This is a genomic window from Nitrospinota bacterium (assembly GCA_009873635.1).
Lineage (GTDB): Bacteria > Nitrospinota > Nitrospinia > Nitrospinales > VA-1 > LS-NOB.
Window position 1 is genome coordinate 200,331 of record WAHY01000001.1, and the last position, 15,367, is coordinate 215,697.

The 15,367-nt window shown below is 43.5% G+C and carries 20 protein-coding genes; 10 read left to right on the forward strand and 10 right to left on the reverse strand.

Annotation, left to right across the window (positions count from 1 at the left end):
- The coding region (locus F3741_01130) for a DNA-directed RNA polymerase subunit alpha (protein ID MZG29401.1) at positions 1 to 929 on the forward strand (929 nt) is incomplete at its 5' end.
- Positions 930 to 972: 43 nt separating this feature from the next.
- Positions 973 to 1,521, forward strand: coding sequence for a 50S ribosomal protein L17 (locus tag F3741_01135; protein MZG29402.1), 549 nt, complete (start codon positions 973 to 975; stop codon positions 1,519 to 1,521).
- A gap of 111 nt (positions 1,522 to 1,632) precedes the next feature.
- Here F3741_01135 and F3741_01140 read toward each other — a convergent pair whose 3' ends face one another.
- On the reverse strand, positions 1,633 to 2,049 hold the full coding sequence (locus F3741_01140) for a YkgJ family cysteine cluster protein (protein MZG29403.1): 417 nt from the start codon (positions 2,047 to 2,049) through the stop codon (positions 1,633 to 1,635).
- Between the two features lie 254 nt (positions 2,050 to 2,303).
- Entirely contained in the window at positions 2,304 to 3,266 is a 963-nt protein-coding gene (locus F3741_01145; GenBank protein ID MZG29404.1) for a radical SAM protein, read from the reverse strand.
- Between the two features lie 453 nt (positions 3,267 to 3,719).
- Here F3741_01145 and rho point away from each other — a divergent pair, with 453 nt between their 5' ends.
- From rho to waaF, 6 genes are all read left to right on the forward strand, one after another.
- Complete coding sequence (gene rho / locus F3741_01150; protein ID MZG29405.1) at positions 3,720 to 4,979, forward strand: transcription termination factor Rho; 1,260 nt, start codon at positions 3,720 to 3,722, stop codon at positions 4,977 to 4,979.
- Positions 4,980 to 4,995: 16 nt separating this feature from the next.
- Positions 4,996 to 5,232: a 50S ribosomal protein L31 gene (gene rpmE / locus F3741_01155; GenBank protein MZG29406.1), complete on the forward strand. Its 237-nt coding sequence runs from the start codon at positions 4,996 to 4,998 to the stop codon at positions 5,230 to 5,232.
- Positions 5,233 to 5,291: 59 nt separating this feature from the next.
- Entirely contained in the window at positions 5,292 to 6,356 is a 1,065-nt protein-coding gene (prfA, locus tag F3741_01160; protein ID MZG29407.1) for a peptide chain release factor 1, read from the forward strand.
- A gap of 1 nt (position 6,357) precedes the next feature.
- The gene (gene prmC, locus F3741_01165) at positions 6,358 to 7,251 is read left to right on the forward strand and encodes a peptide chain release factor N(5)-glutamine methyltransferase (GenBank protein ID MZG29408.1); all 894 of its coding nucleotides are present in this window, start codon (positions 6,358 to 6,360) and stop codon (positions 7,249 to 7,251) included.
- A complete protein-coding gene (gene murA, locus F3741_01170) occupies positions 7,244 to 8,497 on the forward strand; it encodes a UDP-N-acetylglucosamine 1-carboxyvinyltransferase (protein ID MZG29409.1) in 1,254 nt (417 codons plus the stop codon). The genes prmC and murA overlap by 8 nt, the downstream gene beginning before the upstream one ends.
- A gap of 123 nt (positions 8,498 to 8,620) precedes the next feature.
- Positions 8,621 to 9,700: a lipopolysaccharide heptosyltransferase II gene (gene waaF, locus F3741_01175; GenBank protein ID MZG29410.1), complete on the forward strand. Its 1,080-nt coding sequence runs from the start codon at positions 8,621 to 8,623 to the stop codon at positions 9,698 to 9,700.
- Positions 9,701 to 9,723: 23 nt separating this feature from the next.
- Here waaF and F3741_01180 read toward each other — a convergent pair whose 3' ends face one another.
- Complete coding sequence (locus tag F3741_01180) at positions 9,724 to 10,113, reverse strand: hypothetical protein (GenBank protein ID MZG29411.1); 390 nt, start codon at positions 10,111 to 10,113, stop codon at positions 9,724 to 9,726.
- Positions 10,114 to 10,222: 109 nt separating this feature from the next.
- On the opposite strand from F3741_01180, the gene F3741_01185 reads away from it, so the two are divergent.
- Entirely contained in the window at positions 10,223 to 10,621 is a 399-nt protein-coding gene (locus F3741_01185; protein MZG29412.1) for a DUF2007 domain-containing protein, read from the forward strand.
- A 6-nt stretch (positions 10,622 to 10,627) separates the two neighbouring features.
- On the opposite strand, the gene F3741_01190 is transcribed toward F3741_01185, so the two are convergent.
- The 7 genes from F3741_01190 to F3741_01220 all read right to left on the reverse strand — a co-directional run bounded on the left by F3741_01190 (position 10,628) and on the right by F3741_01220 (position 14,046).
- On the reverse strand, positions 10,628 to 11,314 hold the full coding sequence (locus tag F3741_01190; protein MZG29413.1) for a glycosyltransferase family 2 protein: 687 nt from the start codon (positions 11,312 to 11,314) through the stop codon (positions 10,628 to 10,630).
- 8 nt (positions 11,315 to 11,322) lie between these two features.
- Positions 11,323 to 11,502: a hypothetical protein gene (locus tag F3741_01195; protein ID MZG29414.1), complete on the reverse strand. Its 180-nt coding sequence runs from the start codon at positions 11,500 to 11,502 to the stop codon at positions 11,323 to 11,325.
- Between the two features lie 153 nt (positions 11,503 to 11,655).
- Positions 11,656 to 11,865 carry a hypothetical protein gene (locus F3741_01200; protein ID MZG29415.1) on the reverse strand — a complete coding sequence of 70 codons (210 nt, stop codon included), beginning with the start codon at positions 11,863 to 11,865 and terminating at the stop codon, positions 11,656 to 11,658.
- 30 nt (positions 11,866 to 11,895) lie between these two features.
- Positions 11,896 to 12,276 carry an AAA domain-containing protein gene (locus F3741_01205; GenBank protein ID MZG29416.1) on the reverse strand — a complete coding sequence of 127 codons (381 nt, stop codon included), beginning with the start codon at positions 12,274 to 12,276 and terminating at the stop codon, positions 11,896 to 11,898.
- A complete protein-coding gene (locus F3741_01210; protein MZG29417.1) occupies positions 12,134 to 12,703 on the reverse strand; it encodes an AAA domain-containing protein in 570 nt (189 codons plus the stop codon). The genes F3741_01205 and F3741_01210 overlap by 143 nt, the downstream gene beginning before the upstream one ends.
- A gap of 81 nt (positions 12,704 to 12,784) precedes the next feature.
- Entirely contained in the window at positions 12,785 to 13,093 is a 309-nt protein-coding gene (locus F3741_01215) for a hypothetical protein (GenBank protein MZG29418.1), read from the reverse strand.
- A gap of 8 nt (positions 13,094 to 13,101) precedes the next feature.
- Positions 13,102 to 14,046 (reverse strand): histone deacetylase, encoded by a 945-nt coding sequence (locus F3741_01220; protein MZG29419.1) that lies wholly within the window; start codon positions 14,044 to 14,046, stop codon positions 13,102 to 13,104.
- A 141-nt stretch (positions 14,047 to 14,187) separates the two neighbouring features.
- Between F3741_01220 and queG the strand changes: the two genes are divergently transcribed.
- Entirely contained in the window at positions 14,188 to 15,321 is a 1,134-nt protein-coding gene (gene queG, locus F3741_01225) for a tRNA epoxyqueuosine(34) reductase QueG (GenBank protein MZG29420.1), read from the forward strand.
- Positions 15,322 to 15,367 lie beyond the last annotated feature (46 nt).

Genomic DNA, 15,367 nt, shown 5'->3' on the forward strand with positions numbered 1-15,367 from the left:
GCGGGTATGGGGTGACAATCGGTAATTCATTGAGAAGGATGCTCTTGTCATCCATCGAAGGTGCCGCCATTGTAGCCGTAAAATTTGAGGGAATTTTTCATGAGTTTTCCTCTATTCCTGGAGTGGTCGAGGATGTTACGGAAATTATACTAAACTTAAAGCAGGTCAACCTCAAGCTGACCGGTGACGCGACTTCAAAACGGATTTATATCAAAGCTTCAGAGCCGGGTACGGTTTGCGCTAAAGACATTTCAGCTGATCCGGATATAGAGGTTCTGAACCCTGATCTTCCTGTCTTGACGATTGATCAAAGTACCGATGTCGAAATAGAAATGATCGTGAGAAAAGGCCGGGGCTATGTTCCTGCTGACCGTCACAACATTGAAAATGAGTCAGTTCAAATGATTCCAGTGGATGCCAGTTTCTCTCCAATTGAGAAGATCACCTATCATGTGGAGAATACACGTGTTGGTCAATCTACGGATTATGACTCTTTGGTTATGGAATTGTGGACCAATGGAGGCATTACGCCTGAAGATGCAGTGGCTCATGCCGCCAAGATTGTTAAAGACCATATGCAGATCTTTATCAACTTCGATGAAGAGCCGGAACCGGTACAGCCTCAAGTTGATGAGAAAAAACAAAAGTTACTGACAAATATGGCGAAATGTGTTGAAGAGCTGGAGCTCTCAGTGCGGTCCTATAATTGTCTCAAAAATGCCAATATCCAGACTATTGCCGAACTGGTTCAAAAGACGGATGGTGAAATGCTTAAAACCAGAAACTTCGGTAGAAAATCTCTCAATGAGATTAAGGAAATTTTAGAGGACATGGGTCTTCATTTGGGTATGAAGGTCGATGAGGATGATCTCAAGCAGATCATTCAAGCCCAGAAGAAAAAGGAAATAGATACCGAAGTTGATCTTTAGCGGTTCTGCTTAAGTGAAGCTATAACAGGAGTGATAAACAACCATGCGGCATTTAAAAGCAGGTAGAAAATTTGGAAGGAGCTCTGCTCATCGGAAAGCATTGTTCAGAAACCTTGTTGGTGCTCTGATCCAAAGAGAGCGTATCCAGACCACTTTGGCTAAAGCCAAGGAGTTGAGGGGCAAGGTGGAAAAAACCATCACGCTGGGTAAAAGGGGTACACTTCATGCCCGTCGTCAAGCTTTTAAAATGGTGCCTGCTAAAGATGCTGTTCAAAAAGTATTTGGGCCGCTTGCGGAGCGTTATGCAAGCCGACCTGGTGGGTATACCCGGATCATTCGTATAGGCCATCGCAAAGGGGATGATGCCCCAATGGCGTTTATTGAACTGGTTGACCGTGAAGGTGAGGCGGCACCAAAAGCAAAAGCCGAGGCTAAAAAGGAAGCTAAAGACAGCAAACCAAAAGTGACGAAGAAAGCCGAACCGCAAGCAAAAGAAACGGCAGCCAAAGAAAAACCCAAAGCAACGGCTCCTAAAAAAGCGAAGGCTGATCCTGAGAAAAAGAAAACAGACTTTAAAAAAGAATCTAAATAAAAGTCTGAAGATAAAAAGAAGAAATAATCCCTATTGGCTAAGCCCGGCAGGAGCCGGGTCTCATCTCGTACAAAAAAGACAGAAAAGCGCTCCTTGATGTTGCATCCCTCACTATAGACAGTTAGGGGGAACTCCTGTGGGGTCCTGTTTAAATCTGTAGTTCGTATTCTCTTTGATATATTTCAAAAGATCATCATAGCTCTTAAAGTGCTCGGTAAAGCCATAGTCGTCACCTGTGTATTCGCAGGACTCTGTACTATGTTCACGGCACATATAGGGACGATGTTCATAAATGGCGCATTTATTGTCGGGCATTAAAAAGTTGCACCGGTTGTGAATCATGATGTACCAGTCGTTCCGGTAGATGTAGAATGAAACGTTTTCATGCGCGATTTTCCACAATAAACTTTCATAGTCACGCCGGTCTTCAGGTTCATCAATTCCGAAAGCGAAATAATTGCAACAATAAGCCGGAAGGCATTTTTCGCATTGGCTGGTGTCGTCTCGCTTGCTCTTTTTCTTTGCCATGAATGGATCCTTGCTGGGTTAAGAGAATAAAATATTGAAGAAAATGAATCTGATTATCAGGGAGATTCAATCAAGGGCTATTTTGCCTTTCTGACCCTGCATAGTCAAATTACAATTTCCAGATGGCGGTATGCAGCCCAATTGGACGCGGGCTGTGATACCTTCAACTCATGTTGCCTGAGTATAAAAAAATAAATTTTCTCCATATGCAAAAACTATCAAACAAACGCTTCATGTCCTTCCTTGAATGACTGCTAATCATTAGAACGTTTGTCAAAGCGGTATAGACCGTATTGCCGGGAGATACTTTCTGCGGTCTCAATTTCAGCTTGCCTGGGACGGCGATTGATCTCGGAGTATTTACTTTCGCTTACTTTGCCGGCGGGAAAATACTGTCCCATGATATTGACATAAGTGTTGGGAGACACCTCTCTTGCAATATAAGCCATGATGTTTTCTGTGTCTTCAAGATTGTCAGGCATTACCAGGTGTCTCAGGAGCACGCCTCTTTTTGCCAGACCGTTTTCATCCAGCAATAAATCTCCCACTTGGCGGTGCATTTCCCTTATAACAGCACGGGCAGTTTCAGGATAGTCTTTGGCTTTAAGATATTTTTGTGAACGGTCATTGTCCCAGTATTTGAAGTCGGGCATATAAATGTCTATGATGCCATCCATTAAACGCATGCTGTCCATAGAGTCATAAGCCCCGGTGTTGTAAACAAGAGGAAGTCTCAATCCCATTTGTACCGCTAAAGGCAAAGCTTCGAGGATTTGTGGGACAACATGCTCGGGTGTCACAAAATTAATATTGTGGCAGCCACGTTGTTGTAGGCTGAGCATCATGGCTGCGAGGTCTTGAGGGCTTACTTCAATGCCTTCACCATCCTGGCTGATGTCATAGTTCTGGCAAAACACGCATTTAAGATTGCAGAGGGAAAAGAAGATCGTGCCGCTTCCATTTGTACCCCTTAGGCAATCCTCTTCTCCAAAATGAGGTGCATAACTGCCAACAAGGGCATGCCGACCGGTTTTGCATACAGCCTTTTCATTTTCAAGACGGTTGATTTCGCAATCTCGTGGGCATACCATACAGTTTTCCAGATGGCGCAAGGCCTGCCGGGACCGGCGATAAAGCTCACCAGAGCGGAATAATTTCATATACGCCGGCTCGAAGCTTGCTGAAGAAATCTTGAACTGAGAATTGCTTTTCGACATCTTCTATTAATCCATAATTGTTAATTCCATTTGCTCAGTCTAACAGGAAGCGGCATCTGTGGGCATGGTTATCCATAAATTTCACGGCAAATAAAAGACGAAAATATATGTGAAATAATATGGATATCGATGGATACATGAAACTGCATGGATTTTGACAGGGGATGACCAGGGTGATACCTATTATTGATAAAAGGAGTTGACAAAAAGCATAGAACTGGATAAAGTTAATTAACTCCGAAAGCTCCCAGATAAAAATTCCCAAAAAAACCAGTCAGTACCAAGCTAATTTTTTCCGTGCTTTCGCCGTTAATCATAAGACAAACTCTGCAATTAATAAAAACACCGGACTATTATTAAATCTTCCCCGTCTTTGAACCTGAAATGTACTCCAAGGGCGTAACAATTTAAGAGAACAATCAAACCTAACCCTCCTCAAAGAAGCGACAAACCATGACCCAGATGAACATAGAAGAACTCAAGGCCAAAACCATATCAGAACTCACCAACATAGCCAAGGAACTGAAGATTCAGGGCCACAGCGGGCTTAGAAAGCAGGACCTCATTTTCAGGATTCTGGAAGCCAAGACTGAAAAGGATGGCTTGATGTTTGGTCAGGGAGTGCTGGAAATACTCCCGGATGGGTTTGGTTTTCTTAGGGCACCTACTTACAATTATCTTCCTGGGCCTGACGATATTTACGTATCGCCATCACAGATTCGTAAGTTTGACATGCGTACCGGTGATACTATTTCTGGTCAGATTCGTCCTCCCAAGGATAGCGAACGTTATTTTGCCTTATTGAAAGTTGAAGCCATCAACTTTGAGAATCCGGATAAAACGAAAGATAAAATTTTATTCGACAACCTGACACCGTTATATCCTGAGGAGCGGATCCGGTTGGAGACCCCTGGAGGTAAGGATTACAGTGCCCGCGTGATGGACCTGATGACTCCAATTGGCAAGGGGCAGCGGGGATTGATCGTTGCGCCTCCAAGAACGGGAAAAACCATGTTGTTGCAATCTGTTGCAAACAGCATCAGCACGAATTATCCGGAAGTTGCGTTGATTGTTTTACTAATTGACGAGAGGCCGGAAGAAGTGACAGACATGGAGCGCTCGGTTCGCGGTGAGGTCATCAGTTCGACTTTTGACGAGCCGGCTCAAAGGCATGTGCAGGTTGCCGAGATGGTTATTGAAAAAGCCAAGAGACTGGTCGAGCATAAAAGGGATGTCGTCATTCTGCTCGATAGTATCACCCGTTTGGCGAGGGCTTATAACGCCATAGTACCGCCAAGTGGAAAAGTCTTGTCAGGTGGTGTGGATTCGAATGCACTGCAAAGACCGAAACGTTTTTTCGGTGCCGCCCGGAATCTGGAAGAAGGCGGAAGTTTGACCATCATCGCCACGGCCCTGATTGACACGGGAAGCCGCATGGATGATGTTATCTTTGAAGAATTTAAAGGAACGGGTAACCTGGAAATTGTCCTTGATCGCAAACTGGCTGATAAGAGAACTTTTCCTTCAATCGACATCAACCGCTCTGGTACTCGAAAGGAAGAGCTTTTGCTGCCGGAGGAAGACCTCCAACGTGTTTGGTTATTGAGAAAAGTTTTGATCCCCATGGGCATCCATGATACGATGGACCTTCTCTTACAGAAGATTAAAGAAACCAAAACCAACGCCGAATTTCTGGCCACTATGAACTCCTGACGGTGAGATTGAGATAATGAAAGAAGGCCTTCATCCTGAATATTTTGAGACCACAGTGCGGTGTGCATGTGGAAGCGAAGTGCAAACCCATACAACCCTGAAAGATCTGCATGTGGAGATTTGTTCCAAGTGCCACCCGTTCTTCACCGGTAAGCAGAAACTTGTGGATACTGCTGGTCGCATTGAGAAATTCAAACGCAAATACGCCAAGGCACAACCGGCTAAAGCACAGGAAACTGCGAATCCACAATAAGCGAGTTCATCCTCTTTTCCCTTTACCCCGCTTCTGGGGTTTTTTTCTAGAAACCACCCATGTTTGATAAGCTGAAATCTGTTGAGAAGCGTTACAATGACCTCAACCAGTTTCTCAGTGATCCTGAAATAATTTCCCAACAGTCAGAATTTCAGAAGTACGCTCGAGAGCAATCTGAACTGCAGCCTATAGTCCTGCGATTTCAGGAATTCCAAAAAATCAGCCAGCAAATTGACGAGAATAATAAGATCCTGGAAGAAGAGCAGGATCCGGAACTGCTCGAAATGGCTCAAGAAGACCTTGCCGAACTGGTTGACCAGAAACAGAAAGCGGAAGAAGATCTGAAAATACTTATGCTTCCTAAAGACCCTCGTGATGACCGCAATGTTATTGTGGAGATTCGCGCTGGCACCGGAGGTGAAGAGGCGGGAATTTTTTCTGGTGATTTGTTCCGTATGTATTCAAGGTACGCCGAGGAAAAAAAATGGCAGGTGGATATTTTAAGCTCCAGTCTGTCCGCCAAGGGAGGATTTAAAGAAGTTATCTTCAGCATTGTAGGAAAAGGTGCTTATAGCAAGCTGAAGTTCGAGGGGGGGACTCACCGAGTTCAAAGAGTTCCGGATACAGAAAGCCAGGGACGCATTCACACTTCTGCTGTGACCGTTGCAGTTTTGCCGGAGGTGGAGGATGTAGACATCAAGATTAATCCGGCAGATATAAAAATAGATGTCTATCGTTCATCGGGTCCAGGCGGCCAGAGTGTCAACACTACCGATTCAGCGGTCCGGTTGACCCATATCCCTACTGGAATGATCGTTACATGCCAGGATGAAAAATCACAGCATAAAAACCGGGAGAAAGCCATGAAGGTTTTAAGGGCTCGGTTATATGATGAGGAGCAAAGGAAGCAACAGGAGTCTATGGCCAGTGAACGTAAGCAACAGGTGGGATCTGGAGACCGTAGTGGACGTATTCGTACTTACAACTATCCCCAGGAGCGTGTGACTGACCACAGAATTGGCCTGACTCTCCACAAGCTGTCTTTAGTGATGGAGGGAGACCTTACGGAGATTATTGAGGCACTGACACTTCATTTTCAGGCACAGGCTCTTAAAGGAGAATAGTGTGGAGATTATTGAAGAGACAGCCATGGATCATTGTTCTACGCTCTCTTCCTTGCTCGATTGGGCTCAGCAAAAACTTTTGCGGGCTGAGGTTGCTTCCCCTCGCCTGGATGCAGAAATTTTAATGGCAGCTGGTCTTGATATTTCAAGGACGGAGCTGATGACACATCCTGAAAGGGTTCTGACTCGTAGCCAGATAAAAAGATTCTGTTCAAGCATTGAGAGGAGGGTCTTACGTGAACCTGTTTCTCACATTACTGGTATCCAGGAATTCTGGTCGCTAGAATTTGTAGTGAATGAGAAAGTATTGACCCCCAGGCCTGAAACTGAAGTTCTGGTTGAACAATGTTTAGGATTACTGAAGCAAAAATCTTCTCCAACAAACATTCTTGATCTGGGTACAGGGTCAGGTGTCCTCGCGGTTGTTCTGGCACGAGAACTTCCTCAATGCAAAATAACGGCGATTGAAAGTTCAAATCTAGAGGTTGCCAGAAAAAATGCCTTTCTGCATGATGTGGCAGACCGGATTTGCTTTATGGCTGCTGATTTTATGAAAAAGGACTGGCAGGGTCCTTACCACTTGATTGTTTCTAACCCACCTTATATAGAATCAAAAAACATAATTCAATGTATGCCTGAGGTTCGACAATATGAACCGGTCCAGGCTTTGGATGGGGGGCGAGATGGTTTGGACTATTATCGCTATATCATTCCAATGGCATGGAAAAAGCTGCAAATAGGAGGATGGTTGGCTTTGGAAATTGGGCATAACCAGGCGGCTCCAGTAATCGAATTAATGCGAAATTGCTCCGGGTACCAGGATATTCAAGCGGTGCAGGATTATTCCGGTTATGACAGAGTGGTTCTGGCATGCAAAAGGGTTGTTAATGGATAAAATTGTCATAGAAGGAGGCAGACCTTTAGAAGGTATTGTAAAGATAAGCGGCGCCAAGAATGCCGTTCTCCCTGTACTGGCAGCAACACTTTTGACTAGTGGAAGGAATGTTATTAGCGGGATTCCCAAAGTCCGTGATGTGGCAACAATGATTCAGCTCTTGAAAGCTTTGGGAGTTGAAGTCGAAAATAACCAAAAAGAAAAAATTATTCTGGATACGTCCTGCGCGGATAACCCGGAAGCACCCTATGACCTGGTTTCTACAATGCGTGCTTCCTGTTTGGTCCTGGGGCCCTTGTTGGCAAAATTAGGCCGTGCCCGCGTATCTTTACCGGGAGGTTGCGCTATCGGGGAACGTCCTATTGATCTCCATATTAAAGGATTGGAGGCAATGGGGGCAAAGGTACGGTTGGAACAGGGCTACGTTCATGGCGCTGTTGATGTTCTTAAAGGGACTCAATTCTACTTTGACACTGTTTCTGTGACAGGCACTGCGAACCTGATGATGGCGGCATCACTGGCTGAAGGGGAAACCGTATTAGAAAATGCGGCAAAGGAACCAGAAGTTGTGTTTCTTGCTGATATCCTGAATCGGGCCGGAGCAAAAATTACTGGTCAAGGAACAGATATGATCACGATCCAGGGAGTCTCATCGCTGAATCCGATCGAGTGCCATATTTTCCCTGACCGCATTGAAGCAGGCACATATATGGTTGCTGCGGCTATAACTCAGGGGGAAGTCTTGATTGAAAATTGTATTCCGCAACATGTAGAACCCATTATTCTCAAACTGCAGGAAGCTCAGGTTGATGTGGAAGTTGGGGATACTTCGATCCGAGTCCGAGGCGGGCGACCCATAATTGCTGTCAATGCCAAAACCCATCCTTATCCCGGTTTTCCTACAGACATACAGGCTCAGTTTATGGCACTAATGACTTTGTCGCGTGGACAGAGTATTATCATGGAGACAATATTTGAGAATCGGTTTATGCATGTGGCAGAATTAAAAAGGATGGGCGCAGATATTACACTGGATGGACATACTGCGATCATAAATGGAGTGAAAGAGCTTTCAGGGGCTCCCTTGATGGCAACTGATCTGCGAGCCAGCGCGTCACTGGTGCTGGCGGCACTGGCGGCAAAAGGTCAGTCCATAATTTCCCGTGTTTACCATATTGATCGTGGATATGTAAGTATGGAAAAAAAGTTGTCCTCTTTGGGAGCCAGGATAAAAAGAGTTAAATGATTCACTACCGAGGACGCAGAAAACTATGGTTTCCTGGACTAAGTGATTTGCCTGCTTAGTAAAGACATTGCTGGCTTACGCTGGCCGGCGGTGGCATACCGATAACTATTAATTACCAGGGTTATGGATATTTCACGTCCACTTCACAGCCAGGACATCCAAAGCTTTTTGTTATGGATGCCCAACTGGATAGGCGATGTGGTTTTGACATTACCAGTAATACAGTCCTTGCGCCGGGCTTATCCTGTTGCACGGATTTTTGTTGTTGTTAAATCTCCTTCCGATGAACTGCTTCTTGGGCACCCTGCAGTTGACACGGTTTTAACTTTGCCTTCTGGTCCGGAAAACGGATTTTGGGAAAAGGCCAAATTTGCTCGAAGCCTGAAAAAGTATAACTTTGATGTTGGGGTGGTGTTCCCCAACTCCTTTGGTTCTGCGTTTCTATTATTTCTTGCAGGCGCGAAATGCCGTTTGGGCTATAACACGGATGCAAGAGATATTCTTCTCACTCATCCTGTCACTACAACGACACACTTAAAAAAGGCGCAATACCGTGTGGAATATTATTTTAAAATCCTTTCAGATTTGAAACTGGATACTCCCGATTGTGGTTTTGATGCTATTCAGGCACAGGAAGAGGATGTCACGACTCGTGAAGTCTTATTGGATATGGGATTAAATGAAGATGAGGAGTTCATCACCCTTCACCCGGGAACTTCGAAACCTGAGCGAAGCTGGCATGCTGAGAGATTTAGTATATTGTGTCAGAAATTGATTAAGGAAGATGGTATGCGGGTGGTTCTATTAGGCACGGAAAATGAATTGGAATTATTAAACAGGATCAGAAATTTTGGACAATCAGAAGCAATAAAAGTTATTCCCCAGGTTAATTTAAGAGTGCTCACAGGCATACTTAAAAAAAGCCAGATGTTCATTGGCAATGACAGCGGTATGATGCACTTGGCCTCAATGGTTGGAGTTCCAGTCCTGGGAATTTTTGGACCAGGCAGCCCAAATACAACAGGCCCCTATATGCCTCCCGAGAAGCAGGAGACGGTAACTAGAAATTTTTCCTGTTCGCCTTGCAGGCAGAGGTTTTTTAAAGAATGCAAACCTTCCCCTCTCTACAAGCCATATTGCCTTGAAGATATCACTGTAAAGGATGTTCATGAAGGAGTACGCAGACTATTGAAACGAACTTAATATTTATTTTTGGGAAAGCGTGCTTATATTTTCTGACCTTTGGAAATATCCTTTCTTTGCACTGAAAGGCCATAATAATCACGTATCAATTCTTCTTCCATAGTTGTTATGCTCAAGACATCGACGGGAGAAGGTGCATCCAGCATGGACTCTTTTCTCCACTCGGTTTTCACCTTTCCCAAATCCTGTACCTCACAAACCTCAATCGGCAAGACCACTGCTTTTCCACTTACTTTGAGGAATCCACCCAGGTTTATAACCAGGTAAAAACTTTGATAAGTCTGACTATCAACCAGGATGGCATCAATTCTGGCAATTGATTGACCAAATTTATCATAGAGGTAAAACCCAATTATTCGGTCAGTTTTTCTCAGGTTGAATACATTTTCTGTTACATGTTTCAGGGATGTCATGTTTCGATAAGCGGAGATGCTGGGTTAGACTGCAATTATACCAAATATGAGTTCCTGTTTAGCGGTAAACGTGCTTTATGACCTTTATGAAGTGCTGTAATATTATTGTATGCAGAATTGTCCGAGGTGTGATGAAATATTTTCTGGCAATTCAAATTATTGCCCGAAATGCAGCATGGAGTTGACTTTCCCAATAGAACAAAAGGAAGCTCCTGACCTTGTGGTCCTTTGCACGGTGTTAGATGAATCCAAAGCACATATTATGCGAGGGTTTCTGGAAAGCGAGGGCATTCCTTGCCAGTTGGAAAATATATCTTTCCATGCAGAGCCTGCACCCGTTGCAGATCTCATGAAGGTCCGTCTTTGGGTATTACGTGAAGATTTTGAACAAGGTCATCGTTTGCTGAAGGAGCGTGAAAACGTTCAGGTATGCTCAGCTTGCTCGATTGAAGTGGGTGAGCAGGATGAAATTTGCCCACACTGTGGAGAAAAGTTTGATGATTGTTAAGCTTGATTAATTTGTGATTCTAAACTTGAAAATATACCAGATGGCGGCAAAACCATCTTTCCATGTGATTTTCTTTCCTTCCGAGTAGTCTCTTCCACTATAAGAAATAGGGACTTCATAGACCCGAAATTTATTTTTCGCTACCTTGGCGGTAAATTCAGGTTCAAATCCAAAGCGGTTACATTTGAAGGTCAAAGTGTCATTAACTTTGTTTGTGAAGACCTTGTAGCCGGTTTCCATATCGGTAAGGTTCAAATTAGTGAACATGTTTGAGAGGGTAGTTAGAAATTTGTTGCCAAGATAATGCCAGAAAAACAATACCCGATGAGTTCCTCCCTGAAACCGGGATCCATACACCACATCGGCTCTGCCATCAAGAATAGGTTTCAGCAATACTTCGTAATCAACAGGATCATATTCAAGGTCTGCATCCTGTATGATGATGATATCTCCCTGGACTTTCGAAAACCCGGTTCGCAACGCCGCGCCTTTACCCATGTTGTGGTCATGGTAAAGGACCTGAAAATTTTCACGTCCTTCATATTCTTTCAGGATATCTCTTGTCCCATCTGTGGAAAAATCATCAATCAGGATGATCTCTTTAGTGTAATCCACGGCCTCTACTTTGGAGACCAGAGTATTGAGCGTATCGTGCTCGTTATATACCGGTATGACGATGGAAAGTTTAGTCAAGATAAGATTTAAAATAAGGTGTAAATAAAGGGGGCAACGGCACTGCCCTCTGTAAGAACAATAAGAAGGCCCATCAACAGCATGATGAAAACAATGGGTCCAAGCCACCACTTTTTCCGGGTTTTAAGAAAATCGCAGAATTCTGCAATCAAGGAAAATTTATTGTCAGACTTGGATTGTTTGTCCATCATTATTTTCTAAGTTTATTTGCACTCAATAGATTTTAATGCAGGCAAAGCATAAAGTCTAAAACAATTTTATCGGAATTTATTTTCAAAACCTTTAGTCGATTTGTTGAAGATTAACCGAGCACGGAACTTTAGAGGGTAACAGGGTAAGTTTTATTTTTTTGTGGAGAAATGATATTTCCCACCTTTAAGTGAAACGTTTATTTGATCGCCAAACTTGAAATCACCCGTCAAAATTTTCATGGAAATCGGATTTTCTATCTCATTTTCTATCAGACGTTTTAAAGGTCGAGCTCCATAAATCTCAATGTAACCATCCTTTGCGAGTTTGTCGATGGCTTTGGAGTTTACACTGATAGACAAGTTTTTATCATTGAGTCGTTTGTTGAGGTTTTAAATCATTAAGTCAGCAATGGCACGTATATTTTCCTTTGTCAGGGTGTGAAAAACTATCAAATCATCTAGCCGATTGAGGAATTCAGGCTTGAATAGTTTTTTTGCTTCATTGATCACCAGACTTTTGATGATTTCAAACTGTCTGGTGATCTCGGTTTTGGCAAACCCGATCCCTTTGTTGGGTTCAGAAATGGATTTCGAACCAATATTTGATGTGCCAATGATTATGGCGTTTTTAAAGCTGGTAATACGACCATGCGCGTCTGTCAGTCTGCCGTGATTCAGTAGTTGTAGCAGAATATTGAAGACATCGGGATGTGCTTTTTCCAATTTGTCCAGTAGAATTACAGAGTAGGGGGTGTCTGCGGACTTTTTCAGTTAGCTGGCCTCCTTCGTCATATCCGACATAACCGGGTGGCGAGCCAATTATCTTTGATACGGAATGTTTTTCCATGTACTCTGACATGCCGAGTCGAATCAATCTATTTTCATCATCCAAAAGAAATTCTGTCAGGGCTTTTGCCAATTCAGTTTTTCCAAAACCAGGTTCGCCAATAACTACAGGATTGTTTTTTCTTCTTCGGGAGAGTATCTGGATGATACGGTTAATTTCTTTTTCTCTTCCTATGACAGGATCCAAAGCTCCTTTACGAGCCAGTTCGGTTAGGTCCGTAGTGAATTTCTCGAGAATGTCAGATTTACCCTCCGTATCTTTTTCGCTGATGGTTCTTCCCTCACGCATGGTATCGATTTCGCTTCTGACCTTGTCGTAAGTGACTCCCATTTCAGTTAACAGGTCATACATGGGGCCTGTGTTTTTGTCGAAGAAATACAGGAACAATGCTTCGAGCCCAATAAATTTGTCACCTAGCTTTTTTGCCTGGTCCTAGGCTGATTTAAATAAATACTCGGTTTCTTTGGGAACCTGGATATGTCCTATGGCCGAACCCTGGAATTTTGGCTGGTCTTTTTGCAGAGCATAAGTTTGGTCGATGATTTTTTGCGAAAGCTCATTATCATGAGGATAAGTGGCTTCAAGGATTTCTGCGATGATGGAATTCTCTTTTTCTAACAGCCCTAACAAAACAAAGTCCGGTGTCAAGGTATCTTCATGCAGGTTAATCATTTCCATAGAACCTACATTAAGCACTTCGATCACCTTGTTTGTAAAATTTCGAATATGTTGCTGTAGCATAGGGTTGTTTACTGAGTGAGAGTTAATAATGTTTGTATATGGAGTCGAACTGAGCTGCTCAACGCGTCATAGTCGTAGCCGCCTTCAAGCATAGAGAGTACTCTTCCATCGCATACATCCTTTGCAGCATTCATCAGTAATTTTGTCATTTCGCCGAAGCAGTCGGTGGTCAGTTGAATTTGAGCCAAAGGGTCATTTCTATGAGCATCAAAACCTGCTGAAATAATAATCAGGTCGGGTTTGTATCGTTGTATTTCCGGAATCAGTTTGTGTTCTATCGCGGATAAATAGTCATCATCCTCTGAGAAGGCATCCATCGGTAGGTTTAAAGTGGCGCCCAATCCATCACTTGTTCCAGTCTCTCCTTCTGCTCCAGTACCTGGATAGAAAGGGTATTGGTGGGTGCTGCTATAATAGACGGATGCATCATTATAAAACGAATGTTGGGTGCCATTGCCATGATGGACATCCCAGTCAAAAATGAAAACTTTACCCAACCCTTTTTTGCTCTGTGCATAGCGGGCGGCGATTCCCACATTATTGAAGAGACAAAAACCCATTGCATGGTCCTGTTCGGCATGATGGCCCGGTGGCCGGACAGCACAAAAAGCGTTCTGAATACTCCCGTCAACGAGTTTGTCAATGGCGGTTAATCCCGCCCCGGCACTTAACAACGCTGCTTCGTAGGAGTTTGTGGAAATTACTGTGTCAGCGTCTAAATTGCGTACCTCGTTCGCGCAATTCTTTTCAACACTTGCTACATATCCGGAATCATGCACCATGGCGATTTCTTCCGGAGTGGCCTTGCGGGGTTGTATTGGAATAAGGTTATTGTAGAATTCAGAAGACTCCAGCCGGTTTTGGATGGCAGTCAATCGACCGGGATTTTCAGGGTGAGGCTCTGTCTCATGGAGAAGATAAAATGGATCCGATGCATAACCTGTTTTATTCATAATAAGAACTTTCCCATTTCGAAAACTGCACTATCCTTGAAAATATGCTACGAAATTCAAAGCTGTCTACGGTTGGAAAATACTTTATTTGTGAGTTTGAGATTAGCAGAATCTATAGATTGAATCAACTTTCGTAAAACTATGAATTCCACTGAAAAAACAGAGAAACTTGCAAGACTTAAGTCTTATGCTGAAAGCCTTGGGTTTGAGGGATTTGGAGTGGCTGGACCACAGCTGGATTCGGCTGGAAAGAGATATGGGGACTGGTTGGCTGCGGGTTACGAAGGTGAAATGGCCTATATGAGACGGAGTGAAGAGAAGAGGAAAGACCCTGGGCTTGTATTGGAAGGGGTGAAAAGTATTTTTTGCTTTCGCACCAACTATTACACAGTGGAAAAAGATATGAGTTATGTTGAGAACAATGATATTGCGGATATTTCCGTTTATGCCTTGAACAAAGATTATCACGATACCATTACGCCCCGCTTGCGTAGGATGGAAGAAAAAATTCGCCAGGAGTTTGAGGATTGCCGTACACGGATTTATGTGGATACAGGACCAATTCTAGAAAAACCCTTGGCTCAACAAGCGGGCCTGGGTTGGGTTGGAAAGCACACCAATCTCCTCACGCAAGGTCTGGGTTCATGGTATTTCCTTTCTGAAATTCTGACAGATATAGACCTCCCTTTTTCCCAGCCGGCTGAAGACCATTGCGGTACTTGTAGAAGCTGTATTGATATCTGTCCGACCGATGCAATCATCGCTCCTTATGTTTTGGATTCCAGACGATGCATTTCTTATCTTACTATTGAGTTAAAAGGTGTCATACCCGTTGAATATAGAAAGGCTATTGGCAACAGAATTTATGGCTGCGATGATTGCCAGATAGTTTGCCCATGGAATTCTTATGCTGTTAAAACAGGCGAGCCGGACTTCCAGCAGAAACAGGACACACTTGAATTGATAGAGTTGATTCAGATTGATCAGGAAACGTTCAGCAAAAGATTCAAGGGCAGTCCAATAAAAAGGATAAAAAGGAGAGGCTTTCTAAGAAATGTTGCGGTTGCTTTGGGAAACTCAAAAAACCAGAACGCAACTCCTGTTTTAATTAAAGTGCTTAATGATGAGGAGCCTTTAATACGAGCGCATGTTGTGTGGGCTTTAGGAGAACTTTCCGGAGAAGGAATACTTCCTGTTCTTCGTGAGAAACTAAAAGAAGAAAAGGAAGAAATAGTCCTTGAAGAACTGAACAGGGTGATAGAACGTTTTGTTTAGAGATCAGGAATTTACGATTTTTGCCGGAAGATATGTAAACTGTTTT